Source organism: Pseudomonas sp. FP453, from assembly GCF_030687495.1.
Classification (GTDB): Bacteria; Pseudomonadota; Gammaproteobacteria; order Pseudomonadales; family Pseudomonadaceae; genus Aquipseudomonas.
This window is the reverse complement of the sequence record NZ_CP117435.1, coordinates 4,702,308-4,726,583: the sequence shown is the minus strand read 5'-3', so window position 1 is coordinate 4,726,583 and position 24,276 is coordinate 4,702,308. Positions and strand designations below refer to the sequence as shown.

Genomic DNA, 24,276 nt, shown 5'->3' with positions numbered 1-24,276 from the left:
CGGGGACCCTGACGACATCCTAGCGACACGGGGCATGAAACCCGCGGGATCTAGTTAGTGGGAGGCATTGGAAGTTACTGAAATTTCAATCGTTGAAATTGAAAGGATCTTGAAGAAAAAAGGCCATCCTTACCGGATATGTAAGGGTCATGGGTTTCGTTCAGGATAGTGAACGATTGGCCCGGTCAATTTGGTCAACCAGTCAACTAACTTTGGAGCCCAGTCACTAACGAGATCCGGCGGGTTCTTTGCCCCTTGTCTAGCCTAAATGCCCAGGGTCCCCAGCGACTTTCCGATTCATAGGGCAAATGCACTGGTGAACAGCAGTTCACCCGGTTCACCTGTTCACTAAGCTGGGTACCTTTTCGCTGACACGATCACGCGGGTTTCCGACCCCGTGAATGAGTAGTCTTCCAGGGTCCCTTTACGTTTTGAATTCGAAGCGATCATGCTTTCTCGCTGGAGGAAGCGCCATTTCGGGGCTAGGGGGCATACCTCTTTATAAAACCATGTTACGGGTGTTACACGTGTTACTATTTATCGTAACTATTTGAATTTAAAGGATATATGTGTCGTTACACACGGTGTGTTTCATTGCCGTATGGGCGTGTTACAGGGCCAGTAGGTGTTACATAAATGGGTGCTTTGTGAGCAGCGGTTTATGCTGACTAAGGTAGACCATCGTCGAACCGAAGTCTTTCTTCATCAAGGCCCTCTATCTAGGCCGGTCACTGGCACGTCGTGGCCTACTCAGGCAGGGTTCACTACAGTAAGTTTTTAGGCTCCTGACACCTTATGGCACCGTCCTCGTTGATCAAGCGCTCCCCCCTCGTCGCCTCTACCAAGCGAACAAACCATAACCAGCAGTCCTCACTGCATTCAGATACTGCATCAATAATTTGGAGTACCTCCTCCTTCGAATAAGCTCTCAGCATGTCCGCCACGTAATGCAACTCATGCCATTTGGGCGAGCACGCGAGGACGCGCTCGATAAGCTCCTCATGCACTCCACGATGCATGGGATTCGCTGTTGCGGCGAGTCGGTACAGCAAACTTTCTTGGTCGATATCGATCGATGCAATGCACCTCCGGAGAGCATCGATGGGAAATTGTTCGAAACTTTCGGCGAATACCTGAGGAATTAGAGCAGCAAGGGTTGGCACTGCAAGCATGCGATCCAGCAGCGGAGCGCTGTAGGTGGTTACTCCCTTTAACCGCTCCAGTACCGCTTCAGCGCGTTTGTCATCGAGATGACGCACGACATATTCGATAGCTATTTCGGGCGTAAGGGCTAACAACTCCGGCGTGAAATAGTCTTCCCATTGGCTCATCGCACAATGAAGTGCGATCCAATTGGGAAAAGGATGTTCGTTACCATCGGACGTCTTTACGACGAGTATCGCACCAGATTTCTTTTGCCAATCCAAGTACAGCAAAAGGGCTTGGTGTAGGTGATACGCCGGAAGCGCGTTGGGTTGTTCTGCGATAAAACTTACAATATGGGGAATTCCAGCTGGATATACTCGCGCAATAGCGTTGAGTACATCCCGCATCGCCTTCGGTTGCATTGGGCTTCCCAGGCGGCGCCAGACCTCGTTGATGAGCGTAACCGGAGCGCCCGGAAGCCAACGCATATGGGCGAGTGCTGGGATGTGGTGGATATCTGCGAAGGAAGGAGGCAATTGTTGAATCAACTCAGGCAGTATTGCCTCGCCATGACGCGCGATTAGGACCCGCCAGCCAGTCTCGTCATGACCTGCGGTAATCCAGGCTCGCGCCGTCTCATCATCAATTTCAGGCGAGAACTCCCCTGCAAGTTTGTGATGATGAGCGGCACCAGTTGCTAAAGCCACGCGCTGAAAGCGGGCTACCCATGGTGGGCCACGCTCGACGACAGCAAAGCCGAGAAGTTCTTGCGCACGTGGCCTCATGGATGGGAAATGAGAGAGTAAAAGACTGAACATGTCTTCATCGCCGCAGCCGGCTAGCACACGGTTGAGTTCGATCCACCCGCTGGAGTTCAGCTCTACGACTGATTCCACCAAGAGCTCGTAATCGATAGCAATGAATTGAGCGAGGGCTCTGTTTCCACATCTTGCTGCGGCGGGCCGAAGTAGCCAGGCGCATGAGGCGATGACAGAGTCAAGATGCGGTCGTACCCATGTCGGTATGTCGCCACAGCAGCCAAGCGCGGTTGCGGCCGCTTCTGCCCAACTGATGCGGCCGTTAGCCGCAACGTGTTCTAACCACAGACCCCACTCTGGCCCGCCACTTTCGGCAATAGCATCGAGGACGAGACTGCTATTCGGTGAACCTAACCAGTCTGCGAGTGTAGCTCGCTGCGCATAAAGAGCTGCTTGGCGGAGGGTTAGCGTCCACTCAGGTGGGTAAATGCTGGATCTTCCTAGCTCAGCGAGCACGTCCAGGGCGGGGCGAAAAAGTCCTGCGCGCGCTCCCTCCATTGCAGCAAGTGCGGCGCGATTGCGCACAGCCAAGCGAGGATCTTCCAGAGCGCCGGTAAGCGCTGCTGTTAGAGCTGGCATGGGGCGGTCTGCACCGCGGCTTACGTCGAGTGCGGCGGCCAGCACAAAATCTTCCAACATGGTTGCGTTTACGTCGCTCTCTGCTGCGCGCCCACCAGACTGAATAGCCAGGGCATAGCTTTCTCGCGTCCGGAGAGGGCTCACAGCGCGCTCGGCGACAGCGTCGGCTAGCAGTCCGCGCCCAGTGAGCCAGCTCCAGTAAAGGTCGTGAAATGGGACCGCCTGACCGCCACGTTCGAGAATCGTGCCGAGACTCCTTAATAGCCTTGCTGGATCAGCAATTTCCACTTTAGCTGATCGAGTTTGGAGCTCATCGACGAGGCGACCAAAAGATCGTGTTCCCGCCAGAGATAAATCGGATACGGCTCCGGCGAGTGCTTCTGTGAAGCGCTCGGGTAGCCCACTCATAAGGTGCTCATGGAATTGACGTAAGAGATCACCGGTCGTCGCAGAGCGCGCGCCCGAAAGAACATGAATGGCTAAAAGGAGAGGGAGCCTTAGTAGGTCAGTCACCGGACTAGGTTGAAGCGCTTCGCCCGGGTTTGCTGCTGCGACTGCGCGAGCAACCCGGTCGGGCGGGAGCAGATCAAGAGTCCACTGTTTAAGGGGACCGTCATCGATGTCTGCGAACTTGGCCGTCGCCACTAGGCGTGCGCTTCGCAGTGCGCGGAGCGCACGTCGCTTCTCACCTACACGCGCAACACCCGCGAACTCTGACCAACTGTCGACGAAAACACAGATTCGTGGGTCTTGGAACAAAGTAGATAATCTGACTCCCGGAGCCGCTTCCGTGACCATCTCCTCAAGGTCGTGCCAGCCTGTCGCTTGTCCTGCTGGTAGATAAAGCGGGATGATCGTTCCGGCCGCGAGCAACTTATTTGCTGCTTGCCAGAGTGCGTGAGTCTTACCTGAGCCGGGCTGGCCCAAGACTAAGTGCTTTTTTTCCGGGAGCCCAATGAGATCCGATATGAATGCGCTCGCGGGAACTCCATTAAATTTGATTTCGGTAAGACGCGGCTCCACTGAGAATGCGTTTACAAGGGCTTCTATAGCTGAAGGCCTGGCACCAGGAAATAGCAGGTCGATTGATGGAGGCGCCCCAGTCTGAATTAACACCTCCGCCAGGTTGCGTAATTCGCTAATGGACAGAGTGTTGCTTGGCCGCTCGCAGCGCTCAGCTAGTAAGTCTATGGCGACACCTGAGGGAACTGCGATGGAGGTCGCACGTTCTAGGCAGGCCTGAAGTTGTGCTCCGTTTAAGCGGCGCGAATCCGGTCCGAGCGCACACGCAACGGCATCGCGGAATACAGCATCGTATGCACGATGTGCCATGTCTGCGGTGGATCGAAGGTGTTCTCGACGGTTCATGATGGCTCGCCGATTACTCTCCTCCAATGAGCGCCAATCCAGTTCTCCGCATGCAAAGAGCATTGGACTGAGAAGTTCAACTCTAAGCTGATCAGGAAGGCTAGTTTTGATGAATTTTCGAAGCTCCTCAGAGAGCTTAAGCTGAAGGAGCGCTGTGCGAAGCTCCTCAACGTCCGCGCCGGAAGCAGCCGCTTCCCAAGCTTTCAATCCAGGCACGCCGGAGGGTAGCGCATTCTTCCGCTCCAGTCCGATGCGCGATGTAGTCAGAAATACGAACCTAACTTCGCGTCCAGGATTGCAGGCCCGCAGTCTGTGAAGAGACTCAATGGCGGCCAGCACATCTGGTGAGTTCAGAGTCACGGCCCCGGACTCGCGTGTATCCTTGACCTGAGTGGCCCTCAGAATGTCAGCCACCCTTCCGGGCTCGCGGAGAAGCTCGGCGAAGTCCTCGGCGACCTCTAGGTAGAGTTCGTCGTCTACACTCAGCGCCAACCACGCGGCCGCTGAGGCGTGGAGCTGATAGACATATCCACGCAGTGAGGCATTCGCTTGCCGGATCAAATCCTCTGGTGGAACGCTCCAAACTTGAGAGGGATCTCCGAAGACAGAAATGGGTGCGATTGGCATGTGATGAACTCTGGCAAAGCAGCGGAGTAACGGAAAGCTGCGCAATTGCGAAGTGGCTAGGAACTGAGTCAAGTATGCAACTGGGCGCCCTGCTTGAATACTACATTCCCTGTGCACATCCTCAGGAGGCCAAGGATCATGCTGGAATCAGCCAGGCGCCGGTCTAAGGGACGGCATGATCAGATTTACATGAAATTCTGTGAGGAAATTTGTGTAATCACAGTGCTCATTTCGCCACAGCGTTTGGACATGCTTGGTCGACAGCTTTTGGCCGGCTTCCGCCAGTCCTACAGATAGATATCGGCCAGCACCTGCCGTTCAGTACCGCCGATTCGATTTAAACTAAGCCTGTAGATTAAAAACTGAATAAAATCAGCTAAACAAGGAGGGTAGAATGACTGAGGAAGGACGTTTTTATAAATTACCTGAGGAAACTTTGCCTGCAATAAGTTTTCATGACCATGCTGCTGATTTGCTACGGTTTAAAGAATTTGTAGATGATCTCGGAATCAAAACTCACAACACTCGTATTGCTCGTTACACGCAGTATTTTATCCAGTTGGCGGAAGGCAAAAGCATTGATGAAAGTAAAATATTCAAAAATGTTAATGATGTACGTTTCCAAAGCTCTCTTGATTGGCAGTTGTACTTATTGAGAGAAACCCATGAGCTAATGTGGATATTGCGAGGTTTGAAAAAAAATGTACCCAAGGGGATTGAAGAGAAAATAGAAAAAATAATTAGTGGTAGCGATTTTGCGGCCCTCGACAAGAACACTGAATCAAGAGATACGCAATTTGAACTGCGGATTGCAAGTTACTTTTGTCAAGCTGGATGCGCAGTGGATATCAGCACAAATACTGATATCATTGCCGTCACGGATAAGCATGCCTTTTTTATAGAGTGTAAAAGAATAGCGGGGGCGCGCAATCTTAAAGATAATCTTGTGAAGGCTAGAGATCAATTAGTTTCCCGCATGCCCAAAAAATATGAAGATAAACATGCCTTCGGATTTATAGCGGCAGACGTAACAAAGTTAGGTTTTATGCATAATGGCCTTACCATGGGGCTGACACCTGACCATGCGAGAGATATTATTCGGGGAAAACTAACGGAAATTAAGAATGCGGCGTCCGCAATGCCGATCTTTACTGGGCGACCTGACATTATCGAGTGTTTATTTCAAATTCACATACCATCTGTTGTTGTTTATCCACCGATGACTATCACTCATTTTACTTCAGGTTCGTTATACAATAAAAAGCTCGATAGAAAAAGTAGGTCGGCAATTGCGGAACTTCAATTGATCTATAAGGCGGGGGAGATAGTTGATGGGCGAGAAACACCTGTCGAAAAGTTGAAAGTATAGAAAAATGTTGGAAGTGAATGCTGGTACTGAATTTTTCTTGGAGCAAAATTTGATAACGGCTGTGCTCTCAAATACTAATAGCAATACACATGTACCAGAGTCAGTTGTTGCCAAAATGAAGACGGGCGATGTTGTTCATGAATTCTCTGTCATGGAGCTACGTATGCTGATGAGAAAATTGACCTCCGATCAGCTTAGTCATCTCGCATCGAGCGAGTCTTCTGATAGGATTGAACTAGCGCTAAGAATGTTTATGCAGCGCTACCCGTATGAAAACAGCCCGTACTAGTCACGCAGAGGTTTTTGATTGAGGTTATTACGCCCACTATCCTGCCGTTAACGACCTATATCGAATACAGCTAGCTCTCGCTTCTGCACATTGAGGCGCCGGAACGGGCCTGAATTGCCGATGCCGCTTGATCGGCCCGATTTTATTCGCTGTAGCGTTATTGAATGCATGTTTAGCTTGATTGTTTTACCGCGCTGGAGTGAAGATAGGGTTATCTAGAAGCTCTAGCGCTATCCCACTTTGCTGATTCTAGCTTCCTTGCTTGTTAATTTACAAAGTGTGCACGCCTCCGCAGTCTGTTCGTTTGGCTATGATCGCAATCGCCTTTAGTTGGCTAGGCGATTATAAAAAGCTGTTGAGTGTTTTTAGTTGATGTGCTATTGCCAATAATTAATTCATTTTTTTGTTTAAGGGCTGGTCATGACAATAGTCGCCTTTCATTATACCAAGGACAGTTTCTTTGCGATCGCTGATGGTTTGATTAGTAAAGGCGCAGCCCGTGTTACAGAAGAAAACAAAAAAATTATTTCATTTAAAGCCAGTTATAAAATCCCCAGGATCTCGCTAGGCAGGTTTAACGGGTTTTCCGAGTACCTCGGTGGAAGTTTTTATTTAGCCTATGCAGGAAACTACACCTTAATATCCAACATCATTAATGAATTCACCTCAATAGTTTCAAGAAAGCTAGTGCTGGTGCGTAATAAGTTCAATGGAGATCCAGCGGTATATGCGCGAGATGACGAGGGTGATGGGCTTCGCGGAGGCTACTATTCGGATGATTACAATTTTTCTGATAAAGAGCTTGTTCCTATCACTATTAACTTCTTGGTGAACATATTAGAATCTGTTATTAAGTCCTGCGCTCTGGATTTTTCAAGGAACGCAATGCAAAATCCTGACGTAGAGCTAATCATGTTCGGCGAACAATTGGTTGACTATCAGAGGTCCAAGCGGGCGCAGGTAATTAAATGCAAAACCCTTATTGATGGATTGCCAGCTATAGAGCGTTTTTCGGTTGTTCCATGGAGCCTTGTCTGCATTGGTGATAGTTCTGTAATTCCTAAAACCGTAGCTGAGATTGAAGCAGATTCTGAGTATTTTGCTCCACTCTCAGTAAGGAATAGTGCATGCACACTGTTTGTGAAAGAGCCGACAGAAAACTCTTACCATTTTGAGAGGAAACGCATACAAATTATCAAGAGGAATGTGATGCCCCTTATCTTGAATAACGTAGGAACCATAGGTGGAAGCTGTACAATTGCTCAGTCCGGGTGGGCATCAGATCTAGAGATGTCTACTATTAAAAATGAAGATTTGGAGCTTGAGCTTTCTAAAATATAGGGTGCTGGTTTTTCCAGGTGAGAGAAGGACGCGTGAACACGCGCCCTTGGCATTTTATTGCATATTTATTTGGTCGTAATCCCGCAGCACATATCGGTGATAATAAAAATTATCACGTTAAAATAGAGCTTTCGGAACTTCAGGTGTTCTGTCCACTGGCCGCTGTTTTTTGGTGGTTTATTCATGGTTAGGCCGATGGTAGGTCAGACGCAACCGGCCCTCGCCGGTTGCTTCGGGGGAAGGTTTGGGTTAGGCCGCTAACAGGTCAAGCAGGCTGTGTTGGTGTGATCGTTCTGCAAGTTCTCCGAAGGTCCAGCTTCCGAAGTTTTCACCTTGCTCAGGGATTTCCAGTTTCAGCAGCGCAACCGGATCACGATTAATCAGTTTGCGAGCAGCCCACAACTTGCCGCCGGTCTCTAACAGTGCTTTGGCGGCCTCATTCCATTGTTCTTCCAGAACAGTATTCGCCAGGTGAGCCGCTTTGTTCTCGATCTTGGTGCGTTCTTTTTGTGCCTCCGTGATGTGCAGGTCAATCGTCACCAACTCCTGCTCCAGAGCCGTGATGAGCAGCTGTTGGCGGCGGTGATGCTCTACCGCAGCAGTAAGGTTTTTTGCTGCTTTTTGAGCTTCAGCGTTTGCCGCTTTCTCGCCCTCCACATCGCCCCAGGCCACAGCCTGCGCATAAGCGGTAGCGGCGTCCGTTTCGGCTTGTCGCGCCTTTGCCATGTCTTCCTGATCGCTCTGGCGGACCTGTTGCAACCGGGTCTCGATGCTGTTGCGCTTTTCGTTGAGCTCCATCTCGTCGGCCTTCCAAGTCGCCATCGCGCTGATGTAGCCCGCAGCCAAGCTCTCACGGTTAGCCAGTGCCTCGAGGCGATCGATCTTTTGATTCAGGCGGTGGATCTCAAAGCTTCGCGAGTCGATGCGTCTTTTGTGATCGTTGATTTCATCCTGCACAGCCCGTTGACGGCCTTGCTGGATAACCTCGGGACTTTCCAGCGCTGCTTCGAAGGGATCCAGGTCAGCCTGTATGCTCTCTATTTCGAGGGTCAGTGTGTCGCGGCGGTCTTTCAGTTCTAGGATAGTGTTCATCTGTATTGTCTCTGTGCATTACGATTGATAAGGATGGTTGAACGGCTGGCGAGGCCGGGAATGAGCCGGCGCTACCCCGATCAGTAGGTATGTCGTCAGGCGGCCTTGGCCTCGCTTTCGTCCGCTCCTGGAACCGTCTTCACCACATAGCAGCGCTGAGGGCCTAATCCAGGTAAGCGAATTAGGCTGTATGCCTTTCCATTGCTTCCCGGCTCGAGCGCGCCCCGTTGCAGCAGCTCCTTGTTCACTGCACTGATGTTCATGCCCTTGAAAATTTCGGCTCTCCAGGCTTCCGGCAGTACGTAGTAGGTATTAGTGGTGTGCAGGGCGTCGCCCATGCCGTGTTCCATCGTCTTACGAAAGCCCAACCGATCAATCGTGCGTGGGCCATGTTCATCGATCTTGGCGGCGGCAGATTCCCAACGGGTAAAGCGGCTTTCTCCAAAACGTTCGATGATCTGGCTCAATCGCGCCATGATCGCATCGCCTTCGAAATTACCGGCACCACCACGTTCGGCCAGCCAGGCATGCAGGCACACCCGTGCGGCGGTCGTGGCCGCGCCATCAGGCCAGCCTGTGACGCCGAAGGCGGTGGCCAACTCTCCGGCCGCTGCCGCGAGGCCGAAGCGAAAGGCGGCACGCTGGGCTTGTCCACTGGCAGTGGTGGGCAGGTTTTGTGTGATGAACTGTTCTACCGTGCGGCGAACGATCACCGACCATCCCAGCATTTCTCCCGGCGCGCACAGTGCGTTCAGGAAGGCGGTGAGGGGCGTTCCGTAGTATTTGGCAACACGGGCCTTGAGCGCATCGGAGAGGGCGGCAGCGTCCTCAAAACCGTTCAGCACATCGAACATGCCGAGGCCTTTGCTGGCATCCGCCGGCACGGCGAGCATACGTACCTCCATACCGGCTTTCAGCTCCTTGTTTGCATCCGCCATGTGCTGAGCCAGCGTCTTTTCGCCCGTCGAGAGAAACAGCAAGCGCCACTCCTGCACCTGTCGGCCCGCTTGCCCTCGATCATTCGCCCGTGCCTTACCGGTGCCGTTGCCGAGCATGTAGACCGTTTCGCCAATGATGCGCGGGTCACACATACCAATTTCATCCAGCACCAGGAGGCCGTCTGAGTGTGCGGCAGCGATGGACTCGAGGGCGTTATCCGTAGAACGCCACGAACGCACCAGACGCGGCCCGCCATAGACCGAGGCAGCGACTTGCAAGTGAGTGGTCTTGCCCCCGGAACTGTCGCCGTATAGGTGGAAGCCACCCGACTCATGTCCGAGCAGGTTTAGCAACGGGCCTGCAAAGGCCACAGAGACGACAAACGCCAAGCGATGGTTACCAACGCACAGCGCGCCGATTTGCTGCTGCCATTGCTCCAGAGAACCTGCTTCGGTGATTGGTGGAAGCTGCGCCCCTGCTTCATAAAAATGCAGGTGTTCGGCGTGCGAGCCGATTTGCTGTTCGGGCAAAAGGAAAGCGTTGTCGTGCCAACCCAGGCGCGTCACCAAACGTGCGCGCTGGGCGCTGTCGAAGCCGCCGAGATAGCTTTGTAGGTCGTTGCGGGCATTGCGTCCTAATCGGCTTCCGGCAAGGCGCAGGCCCATGTCTACCAGCGGGCCGAGTACGTCTTTGCCGAAGTCGCCGGTCATGGTCCTGGCTGGAATATTCCAGCGTTTTTTGGCGCCGTCCGGGTCGTCGAATTCGACCAACAAGCCCCAGTTGTGGCCCTTGTCGTCGCGAGTGCGAGCGATGATTTCGAGAGGCGAACACACGGGACGCGCCTCGCCATCATCGCCGGAATAAAACACCCCTTCAGGCGTCAGGCGAAAGCCGCCCGGCAACAGGTTATTCTTCGATTTCGCAGGACGTTTGGCGGGTGCCTTGACCTTCTGTTCTTGAGGTTCAGTTGGCTCAGCGGCACTGCCGAAATACTCACCGCTGCGCATCAGCTCGGCGACGTGGCCAGCGGTCCAGCCTTTGGTTAATGCGTCCGCTGCGTCGTCGCCGTCCGCCCATTTTCCACCCTTGATGAGCGTCGGTTTGCCGCCTTTGCTGCTTGGCTTGAGCTTGAACACGTCGAGCGAGATTCGTTGCACTGAAGCGGCGCCCAGCTCAATCAACTTGAGCTCGATGGCGTCCATGCAGGTCTTGCCGCTGGCATCGTTATCCGGCCACAGCACGACAGTGCGTCCTTTCAGTGGCGTCAGGTCGGCCTTGTGCCAAGAGTTGGAGCCGTTCGGCCAGCAGGTGGCTACATAGTCCGGCATCAGTTCAGCGGCGGCGTCAGCAGCCTTCTCGCCTTCACAAAACACCACGGGCGCATCGGCGCGCAGTGTCAACTCATCCAGGCGCAGCAGTGGCCGAGGCTCGGGCAATCCTTGCCAGCGCCATTGTGTGGTTTGCCCATCGGAGCGCTTGCACCAGGTCAATGGCGCAAAGACCTTTCGCGGTTTGCCGTCATCATCTGGGCCTAGGTCGAAGCGATACAGCGCCATGACCGGCTGGCCCAGGGCGTCGCGATAGATCCACACCTTGGACGGAACACCGTGTTGTCGATGTTTGGCTGGGCACTTGTTCATGGCCTCGGCTGGGATCGGCTGAATCGCGATCCACTCAGGCGTTGCGCTCTTAGCTGGTGTGCTTTTGGCGGCCGCGGGGCCTGCGGAAACACTCAGCAGATCTGCCAGTTTTTTGCAGGCATCAACGTCGGTGCCGCCGTCGATGTAGCGCACCAGGTCGATCAGATCGCCGCCCTTATCGCCGGTGGCAAAGTCCGCCCATGTGCCTTTGCTCAAACTGACCTTGAGTGAGCCTGCTCGTTTGTCCGTGCGCGTCGGATTAGGCGCGGTGTATTCCTTGCCACCGTCGACTCGTTTGCCGTTCGGCAGCCAGTGAGTAAGGACGCGGTCTATGTTCTTTAGGGCAGCGCTTTTTACGTCGGCAAAGCTGGGCAGTTTTGAGGTGTTGCCGGTGCGCGGAGTCATGGTGCGCTCCTCGATTCAAGCAACGCCTCGTTCACGTCGTCGATCAGTGCCTTAGCCATCTCGCCGAGGTAGAACGCAGGCCAACTAAAACGCTCGCCTGCATCGCTGATGGCGGCGTCGAGGATCAGTTGATTGGCGTGGTGCAGAATCTGAGAGACTGCTTCAAGTGCGTCCTCTAGCGGGATACCGGCATTCACCCGAAACAGGTTTTGGCCGTTACCGTTGGCGGGGGAAAACTCGGAGCGTCCAAGCGTGCTGGAGTGGGTCACAGCGCACCGCCTTTCTGGTCCATCGGCACAGAGGAGGCGTCACCGTACATGGTGAGTGTTTTGATCAAACCCAAGGTGCCGCGCACGTCCCAAATAACAGACGACAGCACGCGGTTGGAAAGCAACGGTTTATCGCCGTCTAAGTGATCTTCCAACAGCATGAGAACTGAATCGGCACGGTCGAGCGCACAGGTGATGGCGTCGATAGGCAGACCGGCTTCGGCGTCGTGGCTGACGCAGAGTAAGTCCTCGGGTAGTGCAAAGCCTGGGAGCATGCTCATTGGGCACCTCCTGAGGTTCCCAAGTCTTCATGTTTTTTTTGGGGCGCGTAGGTGTGCGTCCATTCAAAGGAGTAACTATCTGGCTTATTGCGAATGGTGCGTGGCACTTGAACTCTACAGGCGCCATGAGTACGAAGAGTTTCAAGATCAACCACACGTGTTGTGTTCAACATATTGCACTGGCCAAGAATTACGCCCATGCGGTCTACCAAATGGATGGTGATATGCTTAAGGGGTTGCATTGCGGTCTGCTCAGATTTGCTTTGTGACAGTCGGGTCAGTGGTACGAACACTGACTCGACACCTCTTCCTGCTGAGGCCGGTTCTAGGACCAGTCTTCTAGGGGACATCCCAGCAAAATTTCCCCCCTCGACTGTTACCGCGTTCACCGGGAGCCTTCCTTTGCCGCGCGTTCAATCCAAGCCTTGAGTTCAGCCATCAAAATCAGACGGCGCCGCCCGAGTTTGAAAGCCTTAAGGTCACCAGAAGCTATGAGTTCATAAACTCCTGATCTTGAGTAGCCAACCACGCGTGCTGCGTCCTCCACGCTAACTGCAAGAGGTGCGATGTGTTCGGGGTTGTTCATTAGCTTGTCCTTGATCGATGGGGCGGACTGTACGATACTGGTCCGGACGTAAACATCCTATTTGTAAGTAACATGATCTGCAAGCAAAACATTTGTAGACATCTAGAGGCGTGTAAATGGCAAATCGTTCGAAGAAGGTTGTTTTATCGGCTAGGGTCGACCCCTACCTTAAAGCTGCGCTTGAATTGCTGGCGGCATCACGCAACGAGAAAATCGTGAAGATCCTGGAGTCATGCCTTGAGAATGGGATGAATGACAGGACCATTACTAACCCGTTTAACGCTCCGCGTAAGGATTTGGGAACAATCAGTTTTATGGTCGCGTTTACTGCGATCTGGTCGGAGAATGAAACTCTCTACAAGCTGCGCGCCGGAACGCTTGGGCCCGATTTCGCCGGGGAGGAGTTATCGATGGTCGCTATGGTTATCAATGACGATAAATATTTCGATGGGGAGTTCGATGTTTTCGGGGATTTGAACGGTTCGACAGAGAAGTTTGGGTTCACACCGAGAATGCAGCCTCGGGTGGACCTTGCATTGGTAGAGAAGGAGTGGCCAATTGTTGAGGAATATGTGAGGTTTCTGGCAAACAACAAGCCGCTTCAGCCGGGCTATGCCGATTACAAAAATATGCGAGCTCAATCTCTAGCTAAATGAGTTCAACCGCAGCGGCTTTTGTACCCGGAGCCAAGTGGGCATACCGGAGTGTCATCTTGATATCGGCGTGCCCTAGCAGATCCCGTACCGTGTTGAGCGGTACGCCGGCCATTACCAGGCGTGAAGCGAAGTCGTGCCGCATATCGTGCCAGCGGAATCCGTCGATCTGCGCCCGCTCAAGCAACTTGAGCCAAGCGCTTTTGACGTCCTCAAAGCGACCGCCGCCCTGACCTGGGAACACATACGGCGACTTGCTTACCTGCTTCTTCCAGGCTTGCAGTACACCAATAGTCTCCTTGTTCATTGGTATGTGGCGCGTATCGCTTGTCTTGGTTGTGGCCCCGGCGACTGTGATTGTCTTCGTGTCGAAGTTCACCGCTGACCATTTCAGGTCGAACAGCTCTCCGCGCCTCATGCCGGTATTCAACGATACCAATACCATTGGCTTCAGGTGATCGGTGAAGGGCAGTTGCAGCAGGCTTGGCATCGGCTCTTTGTGGCGGTCGGTCCGCCAAGTGTTCGCACTCTCACGCTCGACCCTCATTTCATCCTGTCGAGCGTCCAAGGCCTCGCGTAGGCGCTTGGTCTCGTCGGCAGCCAGGTAGCGAATTACCCCCTTTGAGTCGACTTTGAGCTGTTTCAGCTTGGCCAGAGGATGCTCGTCGAGGTAATCCCACTCGACCGCCCGGCTGAATACTCCGCTGATAGAGCCCATTTTCCGGTTGACCGTGGAGGGCTTGTTGCCGGCCTGCATCCATCCAGTGCGGATCTGCTCCATGTCTCGCCCGGTGATCGCGTCCAGGCGCTGGGGCAGAATTGGGTCGAAGTTATTGCTGAGGGTGTGCTGAGTCTTCTCATGGCCTTTGTGATGAGCCTTGAACCACGGCATATACGTGTCGTCGATAAAATCGCGCAGCGAGGGCAGTGCTGACCCCTTGCGGCCCTGGGCGATGGCTAGGGGCTCGCCGTGGGCGTGCGCATCGGCTAGGTACTGAGCGGCCTCGGTTCGGGCTTGGTCAAGAGTAATCACGCCGACACGCCCAAGGGTGGCGTTCTTGTTTCGGCCCCAAGTGACCATGTAGGACTTATGACCGCTGGGCAGTACGCGAATGAAAAAACCGGGTTGCACGGTGTCATGCACGCGATATGCTTTCGCCTCGGCGGCTAGGCTGCCAATTAGCTTCTGGGTGATTTTGGATTTCAAGGGTTCGTCCGTGACAGCAGGGTGGCAGCAAAACGCACTATACCGCTCGATGTTCACGGACTCAATGGGACTAAAAGGCCCAGTAATACTGGGCTTGTGGCTGTATCTGCTGGGTCTAAATTAACCCTCCTAAGGGGAAGGTTGGCCGTTCGAACCGGCCCTGGGACACCAGATCCAAAGCCCCGCACAGATTCTTCTGGCGGGGCTTTTTTGTGCGCGCTTTCCAAGATGAGTCGAACCTTGCCGGTGTTCAGGGTTCACAGCAGGTGCGCGATGTATTTATCGCAATCTGTGTACCTTGCAAGCCGTCGGGCAGCGTCTGACGGTTAGGCAAAATAATCCCCGGAAACAGCATTTGCCGCCTGTCCGGACCCGCCACCCAGGACTATCATGCCGATAGCCCTGTCCCTCACTGCAAGGAGCCGCTCGGAACGCCGATGCGCCAGATCTGGAAATCTTTTCGAGCCCTTTATTTTGCCTCCTTGATGATGCTGATCGGCTCCGGCCTGCTCAGTACCTACCTGGCCTTGCGCCTGGCGGCCGACCATGTGGACAGCCTGTGGGTCGGTGCGTTGATGGCGGCCAACTACTTTGGCCTGGTGCTGGGCGGCAAGATCGGGCACCGCCTGATCGCCCGGGTCGGGCATATCCGTGCGTATGCTACCTGTGCCGGGATCGTCGGTGCGGCGGTGCTGGGGCACGGGCTGATCGACTGGCTGCCGGCCTGGATTGTGCTGCGGATCATCGTGGGCCTGGGGATGATGTGCCAATACATGGTCATCGAGAGCTGGCTGAATGAGCAGGCAGACGCCAAGCAGCGTGGCGTGGTGTTCAGCGGCTACATGATTGCGTCCTACCTGGGGCTGGTGCTCGGCCAATTGATCCTGGTGATGCATCCCCAGCTCGGTCTTGAACTGCTGATGCTGGTGGCGCTGTGCTTTGCCCTGTGCCTGGTGCCGGTGGCGATGACCCGGCGGATTCACCCGGCGCCGCTGCATCCTGCGCCGATGGAGCCGCGCTTCTTTATCAAGCGGGTGCCGCAGTCGCTGAGCACGGTGCTGGGCGCGGGGCTGATCGTCGGTTCGTTCTACGGTCTGGCGCCGCTTTACGCCTCCCAGCAGGGGCTGACGACCGAGCAGGTGGGTCTGTTCATGGGCTCCTGTATTTTTGCTGGCCTGCTGGTGCAGTGGCCGCTCGGCTGGTTGTCCGACCGTTATGACCGGGCCTTGTTGATTCGCTGTTTTGCCTTGTGCCTGGCGGTCGCCGCGTTGCCCCTGGCGATCATGACGCAGGTGCCTCTGGAGGTGCTGTTCGTGGCGGGCTTCCTGTGTTCTCTGGTGCAGTTCTGCCTTTACCCGTTGGCCGTGGCCTTTTCCAACGACCATGTCGAGGGGGATCGCCGCGTGTCGCTCACCGCGATGCTGCTGGTGACCTACGGTGTCGGTGCCAGTATCGGGCCGCTGTTGGCCGGTGTGGTGATGAAGCTGTTCGGCAGTCAGATGCTCTACGCGTTCTTCAGCTTGTGTGCGCTGATCCTGGTGTGGCGTATCCGGCCGAAGGCGGTGACCAACCTGCATCAGGTGGAGGATGCACCGCTGCATCACGTGGCGATGCCGGACAGCATGTCCAGTTCGCCGCTGGTGGCGGCCCTTGATCCGCGGGTGGATGAGGCGGTGGTGCAGGAGCAGATGCAAACCACGGTGGTGGAGCCTGAGGCCGAGTCACAACCACCGGCTGATGAGCCCTTGTTCGAAGGGCCGCCGGCGCCCCAGGGGCCGGACGAGCATCCCCATGAGCTGAGCAGGGCGCGCCCCTGAACTCAAAAACGGGCAGATCCCATCAGGATCTGCCCGTTTTTTTTGCAGCGTGTCTTAAGGCTTAAAAGTCGTCGTCTTTGTCAAAACGCCGCGCTTCGCGTTGCAGCTGGTACACAAAACGTTCGACCTGGCGCTGCACCAACCCGCTCATGTTGTGGAAGCGCACGCCGGCAAAGGTGGTGTTGATCTTCTCTTCGAAGTGCAGGTAACGCAGTTCGACGGAGGTGGTCATGCTGCCAAAGGGCAGGGCGGCGATAAAACGATCGTAGACCTGGCCCAGTTGCAGGCGCTCGGAGATGTCGCCTTCAAAGCGCAATTTGCAGCCGGTGGCGGAGATGTCCAGCAGTTTGCCGCTGACCGGTGCCTTGAGCTTCTCGCCGCCCAGCTCGATGTTCACCAGTTGCGCCAGCTTCAGCGCGGCGCGGAAGGCATTGCGGCGCTGATGGTAGACCACCTCGTCCGGCATGCTGCCGGTGTAGATACGGTGGCCGTCTTTTTCGCTGACGGTGTAGGTGCCGTTGCTTTCCCACGCGACGCGAACGCCTTCGTGGAAGCCTTCGATACGAAACGGTTCGCCGCTTTCGAGGAAGCGCTCGCCATCGCGCGGGATCATTTCGTCCAGTGCCAGGGTCTTGCTGTCCCGGTCGATGTCCACCAGGTAGCTTTGGAAGCGCTGGCTGCGTTCGTGGAAGGTGATGATCAGCGGGTCGTGGCTTTCTTGCAGCATCCGCAGGGTGCCGACAATTTCCAGAGGTGTAGTGAGTACCTTGGGTGGCTGCGGTGTATCTTCCGCATTAAGGGCGTTGAACACGGTTCTTCCATCTCCAGACAAAATACGACTACACGCAAGAACCGGCATTTTGCCAGCATGTAGCGCGCCTTGGATAGGGCGCGCTGTAAACCGGCGTCAGGCTTGGCTGCGGGTGCCTGGCTTGACCAGGCGTGAGGTGGAGCCTTGGGCGTTGTACAGGGCCGGTGGCTCGCCGCCATGGAGTATACGCAACTGGTTGGCGGTGGTGGCTTGCTGCAGTTGGATCGACTGACCGTTGAGCAGGTTGGCTTCCTGGCATTGGCTGAGCAGCTCGTTGAGTGCCTGGCTCTGCGCCAGCAATTCGTCGCCGACGGAGGAATGACTGGCCAGTTGGGCAAGGCCGTCGTGATCGGTGGGCAGGCCGAGGCTGGCCAGGATCTGGCTGCGCTTCTTGCCATGCTGTTCGAGGAGCACGATGAGCGACTGTTTGCGCGCCAGGATTTCTTCCAGCAAGCGCATATCCCGGCCGTAGAGGGCCAGGGATTCTTCTTTCAGCAGCTCGAGCAATTGTTGCGTCGGCGCCAGATCATCAATGATCAGTTGAAGCAGGGTTTCGTCGTGGTGCATGGCTGGCCTTGGGTTTTAAGCGTCCAAAAGCCCGGCGCAGGCCTTTGCCTAGCGCTCGGCTTCGAAGTTAAGCAGCTTGCTGGCTACACGGTTGCTGTCGACTTTATAGCTGCCATCGGCGATTGCCTGTTTCAACTCGGCCACACGGGCACTGTTGACTACCGGTTGATCGCGCAGCGAGTCAGTGACCTTCTGCAACTGTTGAGCCTCATTGCTCAGGTGTACGGATTCCCCGCTTTGGCTTGCGCCGGCCTGTTCTGCCTTGGCGGGCAGTGGCTGGGACTTGGCTTCTACGCTGTCCTTGGCACCGGTGGTGCGCGTAGAGCCGGGCAATGCCTGGGAATTATTTAAACGACTGAAATCGATGACCATGATAAAAAACCTCTGGGTATTTGGACGCTTGCCATGTTTTCGGCCATACCCGGACAAACTTTAGGCTCGATTGACAATAAACCTGCCTGTGCGGACGTCTAGCGCACAGTGTAGGAAAAGCTGGCGCCTGATACCAGTTCTCTATAGGGCCACCTCGACCTGGCCCGGTGCCGTCACCCGTGCCTTGATCACGCGGTTGGAGTTGAGGTTCTTCACCCTGATCTGTTCACTCATGCCGCCATTGGATAGCGCTTCCCCCGGCATTTTTACCTGCAAGGCACCGCTGCTGGCGGAAATCACCACCTGATCGCCCTTGCGAATGACCTCGGCCTGTTCCAGATGCACCAGGGTAATGACCTGATCGGTGACCACTGGTCGGGTCAATTTCTGCCCGACCGCCTGATCGACCGAAGTGAGATAGCCCTGGCTGATCTGGCTGATATCGCGTTCACGCAGCACAACGTCTTCAAAACCGATGATGCCGGTACGCTTCAGCGGCCGCGCCACCACCACCACATCGCGGAACAGCTTGACCTGCGCCGGCACGAATACCGTCCACGGCGCAGCGCCCTCGCAACGCACCTTCACGGTCACGCGGCCAATCGGCTGGGCGGGGCTTTCCAGGGTGGCTGTCAATTCCTTGTCGCACATCGGCATGCGCAAGCGCGGGTCGAGTTGGTTGACCTGGATTTCATATCGCCCGGGTGTCTGGGTGGTCGCCAGATAATCTTCTACAGTGAACTCAAGAAACCCTTGGGTGACGCCGATAAGTAGATCAGGCAAGGTGACGTTGTCCGCGCGGGCCGTGGTGCCCAATCCCAGGGCAAGCAGCGCCAGCGGTACGCAAAACAAGCGGCAATACCGTGTCAGGTCAAGGTGTCGGGAAACTGTCGTTTTAATATCCATGACCAATAAATAGCAAAGCTCGTGCCGTTTAGTGTTGGGTGCGCGTCACTGCCCTTATAGGTATGGCCAAAGGTTTTAGCGTGGGAGTCAAGGCATGGCAGGAGTAATGGATTCAGTAAACCAGCGCACACAGCTGGTAGGGCAGAATCGCCTGGAGTTGTTGCTTTTTCGCCTGGATGGCAAACAGCTGTACGGCATCAACGTGTTCAAGGTGCGGGAAGTGTTGCAGTGCCCCAAGCTGACGATCATGCCCAAGTCCAGCCCGGTGGTGTGTGGCGTGGCCAACATCCGTGGCGCGACCATTCCGATCCTTGACCTGTCCCTGGCTACCGGCTCGGCAGGTTTGCAGGACCGCGAAAACCCTTTCGTGATCATCACCGAGTACAACACCAAGACCCAGGGTTTCCTGGTGCGCTCGGTGGAGCGCATCGTCAACATGAACTGGGAAGAGATCCATCCGCCGCCCAAGGGCACCGGCCGCGATCACTACCTCACGGCGGTGACGCGGGTGGACAACCAGTTGGTGGAAATCATCGACGTGGAGAAAATCCTCGCCGAAGTGGCGCCCACCTCGGAAGCGATTTCCGTCGGTGTGGTCGACGCCGAGACGGCGCACAAGGCGATCTCGCTGCGCGTGCTGACGGTGGACGACTCCTCGGTGGCGCGCAAGCAGGTGACCCGGTGCCTGCAAACCGTCGGCGTAGACGTGGTGGCCCTCAATGATGGGCGCCAGGCGCTGGATTACCTGCGCAAACTGGTCGATGAAGGCAAGAAACCGGAAGAAGAATTCTTGATGATGATTTCCGACATCGAGATGCCGGAAATGGACGGATACACCCTCACGGCCGAGATACGCAACGATCCACGCATGCAAAAATTGCATATCATCCTGCATACTTCATTGTCGGGCGTATTCAACCAGGCGATGGTCAAGAAGGTCGGTGCTGATGACTTCCTGGCCAAATTCCGTCCGGATGACCTGGCAAACCGGGTTGTCGACCGGATCAAGGCAGCAGATCACGGCTAGGGGATTTCCCCTGGCGGTCACACGATTTAAGAGGCGGTATCATTGTCTACGGGTAATTTGGATTTCGAACAGTTCCGGGTCTTCCTGGAAAAAGCCTGTGGCATATTGCTCGGTGAAAACAAGCAGTACCTGGTATCCAGCCGTCTCAACAAGCTGATGGAACAGCAGGGCATCAAGTCGTTGGGCGAGCTGGTTCAACGTATCCAGGGGCAGCCGCGCAGCGGGCTCAAGGAAATGGTGGTCGATGCCATGACCACCAACGAAACCCTGTGGTTTCGTGACACCTACCCGTTTGAAGTGCTCAAGAGCAAAGTGCTGCCGGAAGCCATCAAGGCCAGCCCGGGCCAGCGCTTGCGCATCTGGTCGGCGGCCTGCTCCTCGGGGCAGGAGCCGTATTCGATCTCGATGTCCATCGATGAGTTCGAGCGGACCAACATGGGCCAACTGAAAGCCGGTGCGCAGATTGTTGCCACCGACCTGTCCGGCACCATGCTCACCAACTGCAAGACCGGCGAGTACGACAGCCTGGCCTTGGGCCGAGGTTTGTCCCAGGAGCGCCTGCAGCGTTACTTTGACCCGAAAGGGGCAGGGCGTTGGGCGGTCAAGGCGCCGATCAAGAGCCGCGTGGAGTTTCGCTCGTTCAACCTGCTCGACAGCTACGCCAGCCTGGGCAAGTTCGACATGGTGTTCTGCCGCAACGTGCTGATCTACTTCTCGGCCGAAGTGAAGAAAGACATCCTGTTGCGCATCCATGGCACGCTCAAGCGTGGGGGCTATCTGTTCCTCGGTGCTTCCGAAGCGCTGAACGGTCTGCCGGATCATTACCAGATGGTGCAGTGCAGCCCTGGGATCATCTACCAGGCCAAGTAAGAATCAAACATGTGGGAGCAGGCTTCTGTGGGAGCTGGCTCCCACATTTGATTTTTTGCGGCAATCGTTGCAATAGCGGCAATCCCCCATTGCCGCTTTACTGGCACCACGCGGAAACCCATTGCCGCTTTTCTGGCATTGCCGCCCGGCAATCTCCCCGCAAAGCCCTGAAATACGGGCCTTCGAAGAATTGGCACACACCTTGCTATAACCCTGCTAACGAACAGCAGGTCAGCCTAAAGGTTTCCGCCATGAGCATCAGCTTCGATAAAGCGCTCGGTATCCATGAACAAGCCCTGGGCTTCCGCGCCCAGCGTGCCGAAGTCCTGGCCAACAACATTGCCAACGCCGATACCCCGAACTACAAGGCTCGGGACCTGGACTTCTCCGCCGTGCTCGCTGCACAGCAGGACAAGACCAAGAACGGCACCTTCGCCTTGAACATGACCAACAACCGTCATATCGAAGCGCAAGGCCTGAGCAGTGGGGACGAGTCGCTGCTGTATCGCACGCCGATGCAGCCGTCGATCGACCAGAACACCGTCGACGCCCAGCTGGAGCAATCGGCCTACGCCGAGAACTCGGTGAACTTCCAGGCCAGCTTTACCCTGCTCAACAGCAAATTCAAAGGGCTGATGTCAGCCCTGCGTGGAGAGTAAGCCATGTCCCTGTCCAGTGTTTTCAATATTGCCGGTAGTGGCATGAGCGCGCAGACCACGCGTCTGAACACCGTCGCCAGTAACATCGCCAACGCCGAAACCGTGTCGTCGAGCATTGACCAGACCTACCGCGCCCGTCACCCGGTGTTCGCCACCATGTTCCAGGGCGGCCAGGCCGGTGGCAGCGATTCGCTGTTCCAGGACCAGGGCAATGCCGGTTCCGGCGTGCAGGTGCTGGGCGTGGTCGAAGACCAGAGCAACCTGGAAGCCCGCTACGAGCCTAACCACCCGGCCGCGAACGAAAAGGGTTACGTCTACTACCCCAACGTCAACGTGGTCGAGGAAATGGCTGACATGATTTCCGCCAGTCGCTCGTTCCAGACCAACGCGGAAATGATGAACACCGCCAAAGCCATGATGCAGAAGGTCCTGACCCTGGGTCAGTGATAAGGGGCGCCAAATAATGGCCATCGTTGATACCACCACCAACACGGCAGTCCAGGACCTTTTCAACACCAAGGTCAAGACCGCAACAAACAATGTGGCGAGCACCGCCACTGCGGCCACGGGCAACCAGTCCCTGGGCAAGGATGCGTTCCTGCAACTGCTGGTCACCCAGCTGAAGAACCAGAACCCGCTGTCGCCCCAGGACAACGGCGCGTTCGTCGCCCAGCTGGCGCAATTCAGCAGCCTGGAAGGCATCAACACCCTGAACGACTCGGTGAATGCGATTTCCAGCAACTTCAGCTCGTCGCAAGCGCTGCAAGCGTCGTCGCTGGTGGGGCGTTCGATCATCACCCAGACCGACAAGGCCTTGGTGGATACCAGCAAGAGCATGACCGGTTCCGTCGCCGTCACCTCGGCGGTGGGCAACGTCTCGGTGAAGATCACCGACAAAGACGGCAACGTGGTGCGCACCGTCGATATGGGCGCGCAGAGCGCCGGTACGGCCGACTTTATCTGGGATGGCAAGAACGACAAGGGTGAGGTCGCCGCAGCGGGCACTTACACCTTTACCGCCACCACCAAAAATGACAAAGGCGACGCGGTTGTCCTGGCGACTTCCCTGCCAGCCACCGTCACCAGCGTGACCTTGAGCAAGACCGGCGGCGAAATGCTGCTGAACCTTGCCGGCGGCATGGGCAGCGTCAAGCTGTCGCAAATTCAGACTATCGGTACATAGAGCCGGCTAAATACGGCAGAGGGAGAGAAACATGTCTTTTAACATCGGCCTTAGCGGCCTCTATGCGGCCAACAAACAACTGGACGTGACCGGCAACAACATCGCCAACGTCGCGACCACCGGCTTCAAATCGTCCCGTGCGGAATTCGCCGACATCTACGCCGCGTCCAAGCTCGGCACCGGCCAGAACACCATCGGCAACGGTGTGAACCTGGCGGCAGTGTCCCAGCAGTTTACCCAGGGTGAAGTGAACGCCAGCGGCGGCATCCTGGACATGGCGATCCAGGGTGGCGGCTTCTTCGTGCAGAAGGGCAGCGACGGTTCGCTGGAATACACCCGTAGCGGCGCCTTCCGTGCCGACAAAGACGGCTACATCACCAACAACACCGGCACTTCGCGCCTGCAAGGTTATGCGGCAGACGAAAATGGCAAGATCACCAAGGGTGGCCTGGTCGACCTGCAGCTGAACCTGGCCAACCTGCCGCCAAAGGCGTCCACCAAAGTGGATTCCAGCAGCAACCTGAACTCCTCTGAGCCGGTCATCGACCAGAGCAAGAAGCCGTTCGATCCGCTCAAGACCGACACCTTCACCACGTCCTACAGCACCACGCTGTACGACTCCCAGGGCAACGCCCACCCGATGGTGCAGTACGTGGTGAAAACCGACGCCAACGAATGGCAGTCGTACACCTTGATCGATGGCCGCAACCCTGATGGTACGCCGCCAACCGGTAACGCTACGGACATGAAGCCGCCTGTGCCTTCGACGTTGACCTTCGACGGTGCCGGTAACCTCAAGAGCATCGTGACCGGCGGTGTGGCTGGCACGACCTTGACCATCAAGGATTGGGTGCCAGGTACGGTGACCGACGGCGTCTGGAAGGCCAACGACGCGACGGCGAACAAGGACGGCATTGCGATCAACATGTCCAACGTCACCCAATACAACTCGGCCACCTACCGCAACCCGCCGGTCACCGATGGCTACGCCACCGGCCAGATCACCGGCCTGAAAGTCGACGGCAACGGCGTGCTGTTCGCTACGTTCAGCAACCAGCAGAGCAAGGCCATCGGCCAGATCTCCCTGGCCAGCTTCAACAACGAGCAGGGCCTGCAACCGGCTGGCGGCACCACCTGGAGAGAGACCTTCGCGTCAGGCCAGCCGGGCTACGACTCCCCGCAAGCGGGCACCCTGGGTTCGATCGTGGCCGGTTCCCTGGAGAACTCCAACGTCAACCTGACCAACGAGCTGGTGGACCTGATCAAGGCCCAGAGCAACTACCAGGCGAACGCCAAGACCATCTCCACCCAGAGCACCATCATGCAGACCATCATCCAGATGACCTGATGCGGTAGCGCTCAACAAAAAGCCCCTCACATGAGGGGCTTTTTTGTGGGTGGCATTTAGCGTGAGTACAACTCGGTCACCTGTGGGAGCTGGCTTGCCTGCGATAG

Annotated in this window: 23 protein-coding genes; 12 read left to right on the top strand and 11 right to left on the bottom strand. The window is 55.9% G+C overall.

Annotated features, from left to right (window positions below; all coding sequences use genetic code 11):
* Nucleotides 1-764: 764 nt before the first annotated feature.
* On the bottom strand, nucleotides 765-4,538 hold the full coding sequence (locus tag PSH87_RS21390; protein ID WP_305431013.1) for a hypothetical protein: 3,774 nt from the start codon (nucleotides 4,536-4,538) through the stop codon (nucleotides 765-767).
* A 394-nt stretch (nucleotides 4,539-4,932) separates the two neighbouring features.
* On the opposite strand from PSH87_RS21390, the gene PSH87_RS21385 reads away from it, so the two are divergent.
* The 4 genes from PSH87_RS21385 to PSH87_RS21370 all read left to right on the top strand — a co-directional run bounded on the left by PSH87_RS21385 (nucleotide 4,933) and on the right by PSH87_RS21370 (nucleotide 7,728).
* Nucleotides 4,933-5,907 (top strand): hypothetical protein, encoded by a 975-nt coding sequence (locus PSH87_RS21385; RefSeq protein ID WP_305431012.1) that lies wholly within the window; start codon nucleotides 4,933-4,935, stop codon nucleotides 5,905-5,907.
* A gap of 4 nt (nucleotides 5,908-5,911) precedes the next feature.
* Nucleotides 5,912-6,196 carry a hypothetical protein gene (locus PSH87_RS21380; RefSeq protein WP_305431010.1) on the top strand — a complete coding sequence of 95 codons (285 nt, stop codon included), beginning with the start codon at nucleotides 5,912-5,914 and terminating at the stop codon, nucleotides 6,194-6,196.
* Nucleotides 6,197-6,616: 420 nt separating this feature from the next.
* Nucleotides 6,617-7,537: a hypothetical protein gene (locus PSH87_RS21375; RefSeq protein ID WP_305431009.1), complete on the top strand. Its 921-nt coding sequence runs from the start codon at nucleotides 6,617-6,619 to the stop codon at nucleotides 7,535-7,537.
* 32 nt (nucleotides 7,538-7,569) lie between these two features.
* Nucleotides 7,570-7,728 carry a hypothetical protein gene (locus PSH87_RS21370; protein ID WP_305431008.1) on the top strand — a complete coding sequence of 53 codons (159 nt, stop codon included), beginning with the start codon at nucleotides 7,570-7,572 and terminating at the stop codon, nucleotides 7,726-7,728.
* Nucleotides 7,729-7,786: 58 nt separating this feature from the next.
* On the opposite strand, the gene PSH87_RS21365 is transcribed toward PSH87_RS21370, so the two are convergent.
* The 5 genes from PSH87_RS21365 to PSH87_RS21345 all read right to left on the bottom strand — a co-directional run bounded on the left by PSH87_RS21365 (nucleotide 7,787) and on the right by PSH87_RS21345 (nucleotide 12,749).
* Nucleotides 7,787-8,629: a chromosome segregation protein SMC gene (locus tag PSH87_RS21365; protein ID WP_305431006.1), complete on the bottom strand. Its 843-nt coding sequence runs from the start codon at nucleotides 8,627-8,629 to the stop codon at nucleotides 7,787-7,789.
* 95 nt (nucleotides 8,630-8,724) lie between these two features.
* Nucleotides 8,725-11,613 carry a DUF927 domain-containing protein gene (locus tag PSH87_RS21360; RefSeq protein ID WP_305431004.1) on the bottom strand — a complete coding sequence of 963 codons (2,889 nt, stop codon included), beginning with the start codon at nucleotides 11,611-11,613 and terminating at the stop codon, nucleotides 8,725-8,727.
* Nucleotides 11,610-11,882, bottom strand: a complete 273-nt coding sequence (locus PSH87_RS21355; RefSeq protein WP_124371591.1) for a DUF3077 domain-containing protein — start codon at nucleotides 11,880-11,882, stop codon at nucleotides 11,610-11,612. Before PSH87_RS21355 ends, PSH87_RS21360 begins: the two co-directional genes overlap by 4 nt.
* Nucleotides 11,879-12,163, bottom strand: a complete 285-nt coding sequence (locus tag PSH87_RS21350) for a hypothetical protein (RefSeq protein ID WP_124371590.1) — start codon at nucleotides 12,161-12,163, stop codon at nucleotides 11,879-11,881. The genes PSH87_RS21355 and PSH87_RS21350 overlap by 4 nt, the downstream gene beginning before the upstream one ends.
* A 385-nt stretch (nucleotides 12,164-12,548) precedes the next feature.
* Nucleotides 12,549-12,749, bottom strand: coding sequence for a helix-turn-helix domain-containing protein (locus PSH87_RS21345; protein WP_065929339.1), 201 nt, complete (start codon nucleotides 12,747-12,749; stop codon nucleotides 12,549-12,551).
* A 116-nt stretch (nucleotides 12,750-12,865) separates the two neighbouring features.
* Here PSH87_RS21345 and PSH87_RS21340 point away from each other — a divergent pair, with 116 nt between their 5' ends.
* Entirely contained in the window at nucleotides 12,866-13,405 is a 540-nt protein-coding gene (locus PSH87_RS21340; RefSeq protein WP_305431002.1) for a hypothetical protein, read from the top strand.
* Here PSH87_RS21340 and PSH87_RS21335 read toward each other — a convergent pair.
* Nucleotides 13,398-14,609 (bottom strand): site-specific integrase, encoded by a 1,212-nt coding sequence (locus PSH87_RS21335; protein WP_305431001.1) that lies wholly within the window; start codon nucleotides 14,607-14,609, stop codon nucleotides 13,398-13,400. The two genes, PSH87_RS21340 and PSH87_RS21335, sit on opposite strands and share 8 nt — an antisense overlap.
* A gap of 437 nt (nucleotides 14,610-15,046) precedes the next feature.
* Here PSH87_RS21335 and PSH87_RS21330 point away from each other — a divergent pair, with 437 nt between their 5' ends.
* On the top strand, nucleotides 15,047-16,426 hold the full coding sequence (locus PSH87_RS21330) for an MFS transporter (protein ID WP_305431000.1): 1,380 nt from the start codon (nucleotides 15,047-15,049) through the stop codon (nucleotides 16,424-16,426).
* A 61-nt stretch (nucleotides 16,427-16,487) separates the two neighbouring features.
* On the opposite strand, the gene PSH87_RS21325 is transcribed toward PSH87_RS21330, so the two are convergent.
* The 4 genes from PSH87_RS21325 to flgA all read right to left on the bottom strand — a co-directional run bounded on the left by PSH87_RS21325 (nucleotide 16,488) and on the right by flgA (nucleotide 19,082).
* On the bottom strand, nucleotides 16,488-17,237 hold the full coding sequence (locus PSH87_RS21325; RefSeq protein ID WP_026136980.1) for a flagellar brake protein: 750 nt from the start codon (nucleotides 17,235-17,237) through the stop codon (nucleotides 16,488-16,490).
* A gap of 96 nt (nucleotides 17,238-17,333) precedes the next feature.
* Nucleotides 17,334-17,804, bottom strand: a complete 471-nt coding sequence (locus tag PSH87_RS21320) for a flagella synthesis protein FlgN (RefSeq protein WP_305430999.1) — start codon at nucleotides 17,802-17,804, stop codon at nucleotides 17,334-17,336.
* A 48-nt stretch (nucleotides 17,805-17,852) separates the two neighbouring features.
* Nucleotides 17,853-18,176, bottom strand: a complete 324-nt coding sequence (gene flgM / locus PSH87_RS21315; RefSeq protein WP_017738197.1) for a flagellar biosynthesis anti-sigma factor FlgM — start codon at nucleotides 18,174-18,176, stop codon at nucleotides 17,853-17,855.
* A gap of 141 nt (nucleotides 18,177-18,317) precedes the next feature.
* Nucleotides 18,318-19,082, bottom strand: coding sequence for a flagellar basal body P-ring formation chaperone FlgA (gene flgA, locus PSH87_RS21310; RefSeq protein ID WP_305430998.1), 765 nt, complete (start codon nucleotides 19,080-19,082; stop codon nucleotides 18,318-18,320).
* 94 nt (nucleotides 19,083-19,176) lie between these two features.
* Here flgA and PSH87_RS21305 point away from each other — a divergent pair, with 94 nt between their 5' ends.
* From PSH87_RS21305 to flgE, 6 genes are all read left to right on the top strand, one after another.
* Nucleotides 19,177-20,109: a chemotaxis protein CheV gene (locus tag PSH87_RS21305; RefSeq protein ID WP_026136978.1), complete on the top strand. Its 933-nt coding sequence runs from the start codon at nucleotides 19,177-19,179 to the stop codon at nucleotides 20,107-20,109.
* 42 nt (nucleotides 20,110-20,151) lie between these two features.
* Nucleotides 20,152-20,979 carry a protein-glutamate O-methyltransferase CheR gene (gene cheR, locus PSH87_RS21300; RefSeq protein ID WP_016979774.1) on the top strand — a complete coding sequence of 276 codons (828 nt, stop codon included), beginning with the start codon at nucleotides 20,152-20,154 and terminating at the stop codon, nucleotides 20,977-20,979.
* Between the two features lie 251 nt (nucleotides 20,980-21,230).
* Nucleotides 21,231-21,638, top strand: coding sequence for a flagellar basal body rod protein FlgB (gene flgB / locus PSH87_RS21295; RefSeq protein WP_017529461.1), 408 nt, complete (start codon nucleotides 21,231-21,233; stop codon nucleotides 21,636-21,638).
* Between the two features lie 3 nt (nucleotides 21,639-21,641).
* A complete protein-coding gene (gene flgC / locus PSH87_RS21290; RefSeq protein WP_017738193.1) occupies nucleotides 21,642-22,085 on the top strand; it encodes a flagellar basal body rod protein FlgC in 444 nt (147 codons plus the stop codon).
* A 16-nt stretch (nucleotides 22,086-22,101) separates the two neighbouring features.
* Nucleotides 22,102-22,821 (top strand): flagellar hook assembly protein FlgD, encoded by a 720-nt coding sequence (flgD, locus tag PSH87_RS21285; protein ID WP_017738192.1) that lies wholly within the window; start codon nucleotides 22,102-22,104, stop codon nucleotides 22,819-22,821.
* A 31-nt stretch (nucleotides 22,822-22,852) separates the two neighbouring features.
* Nucleotides 22,853-24,169, top strand: coding sequence for a flagellar hook protein FlgE (flgE, locus tag PSH87_RS21280; protein WP_017738191.1), 1,317 nt, complete (start codon nucleotides 22,853-22,855; stop codon nucleotides 24,167-24,169).
* Nucleotides 24,170-24,276 lie beyond the last annotated feature (107 nt).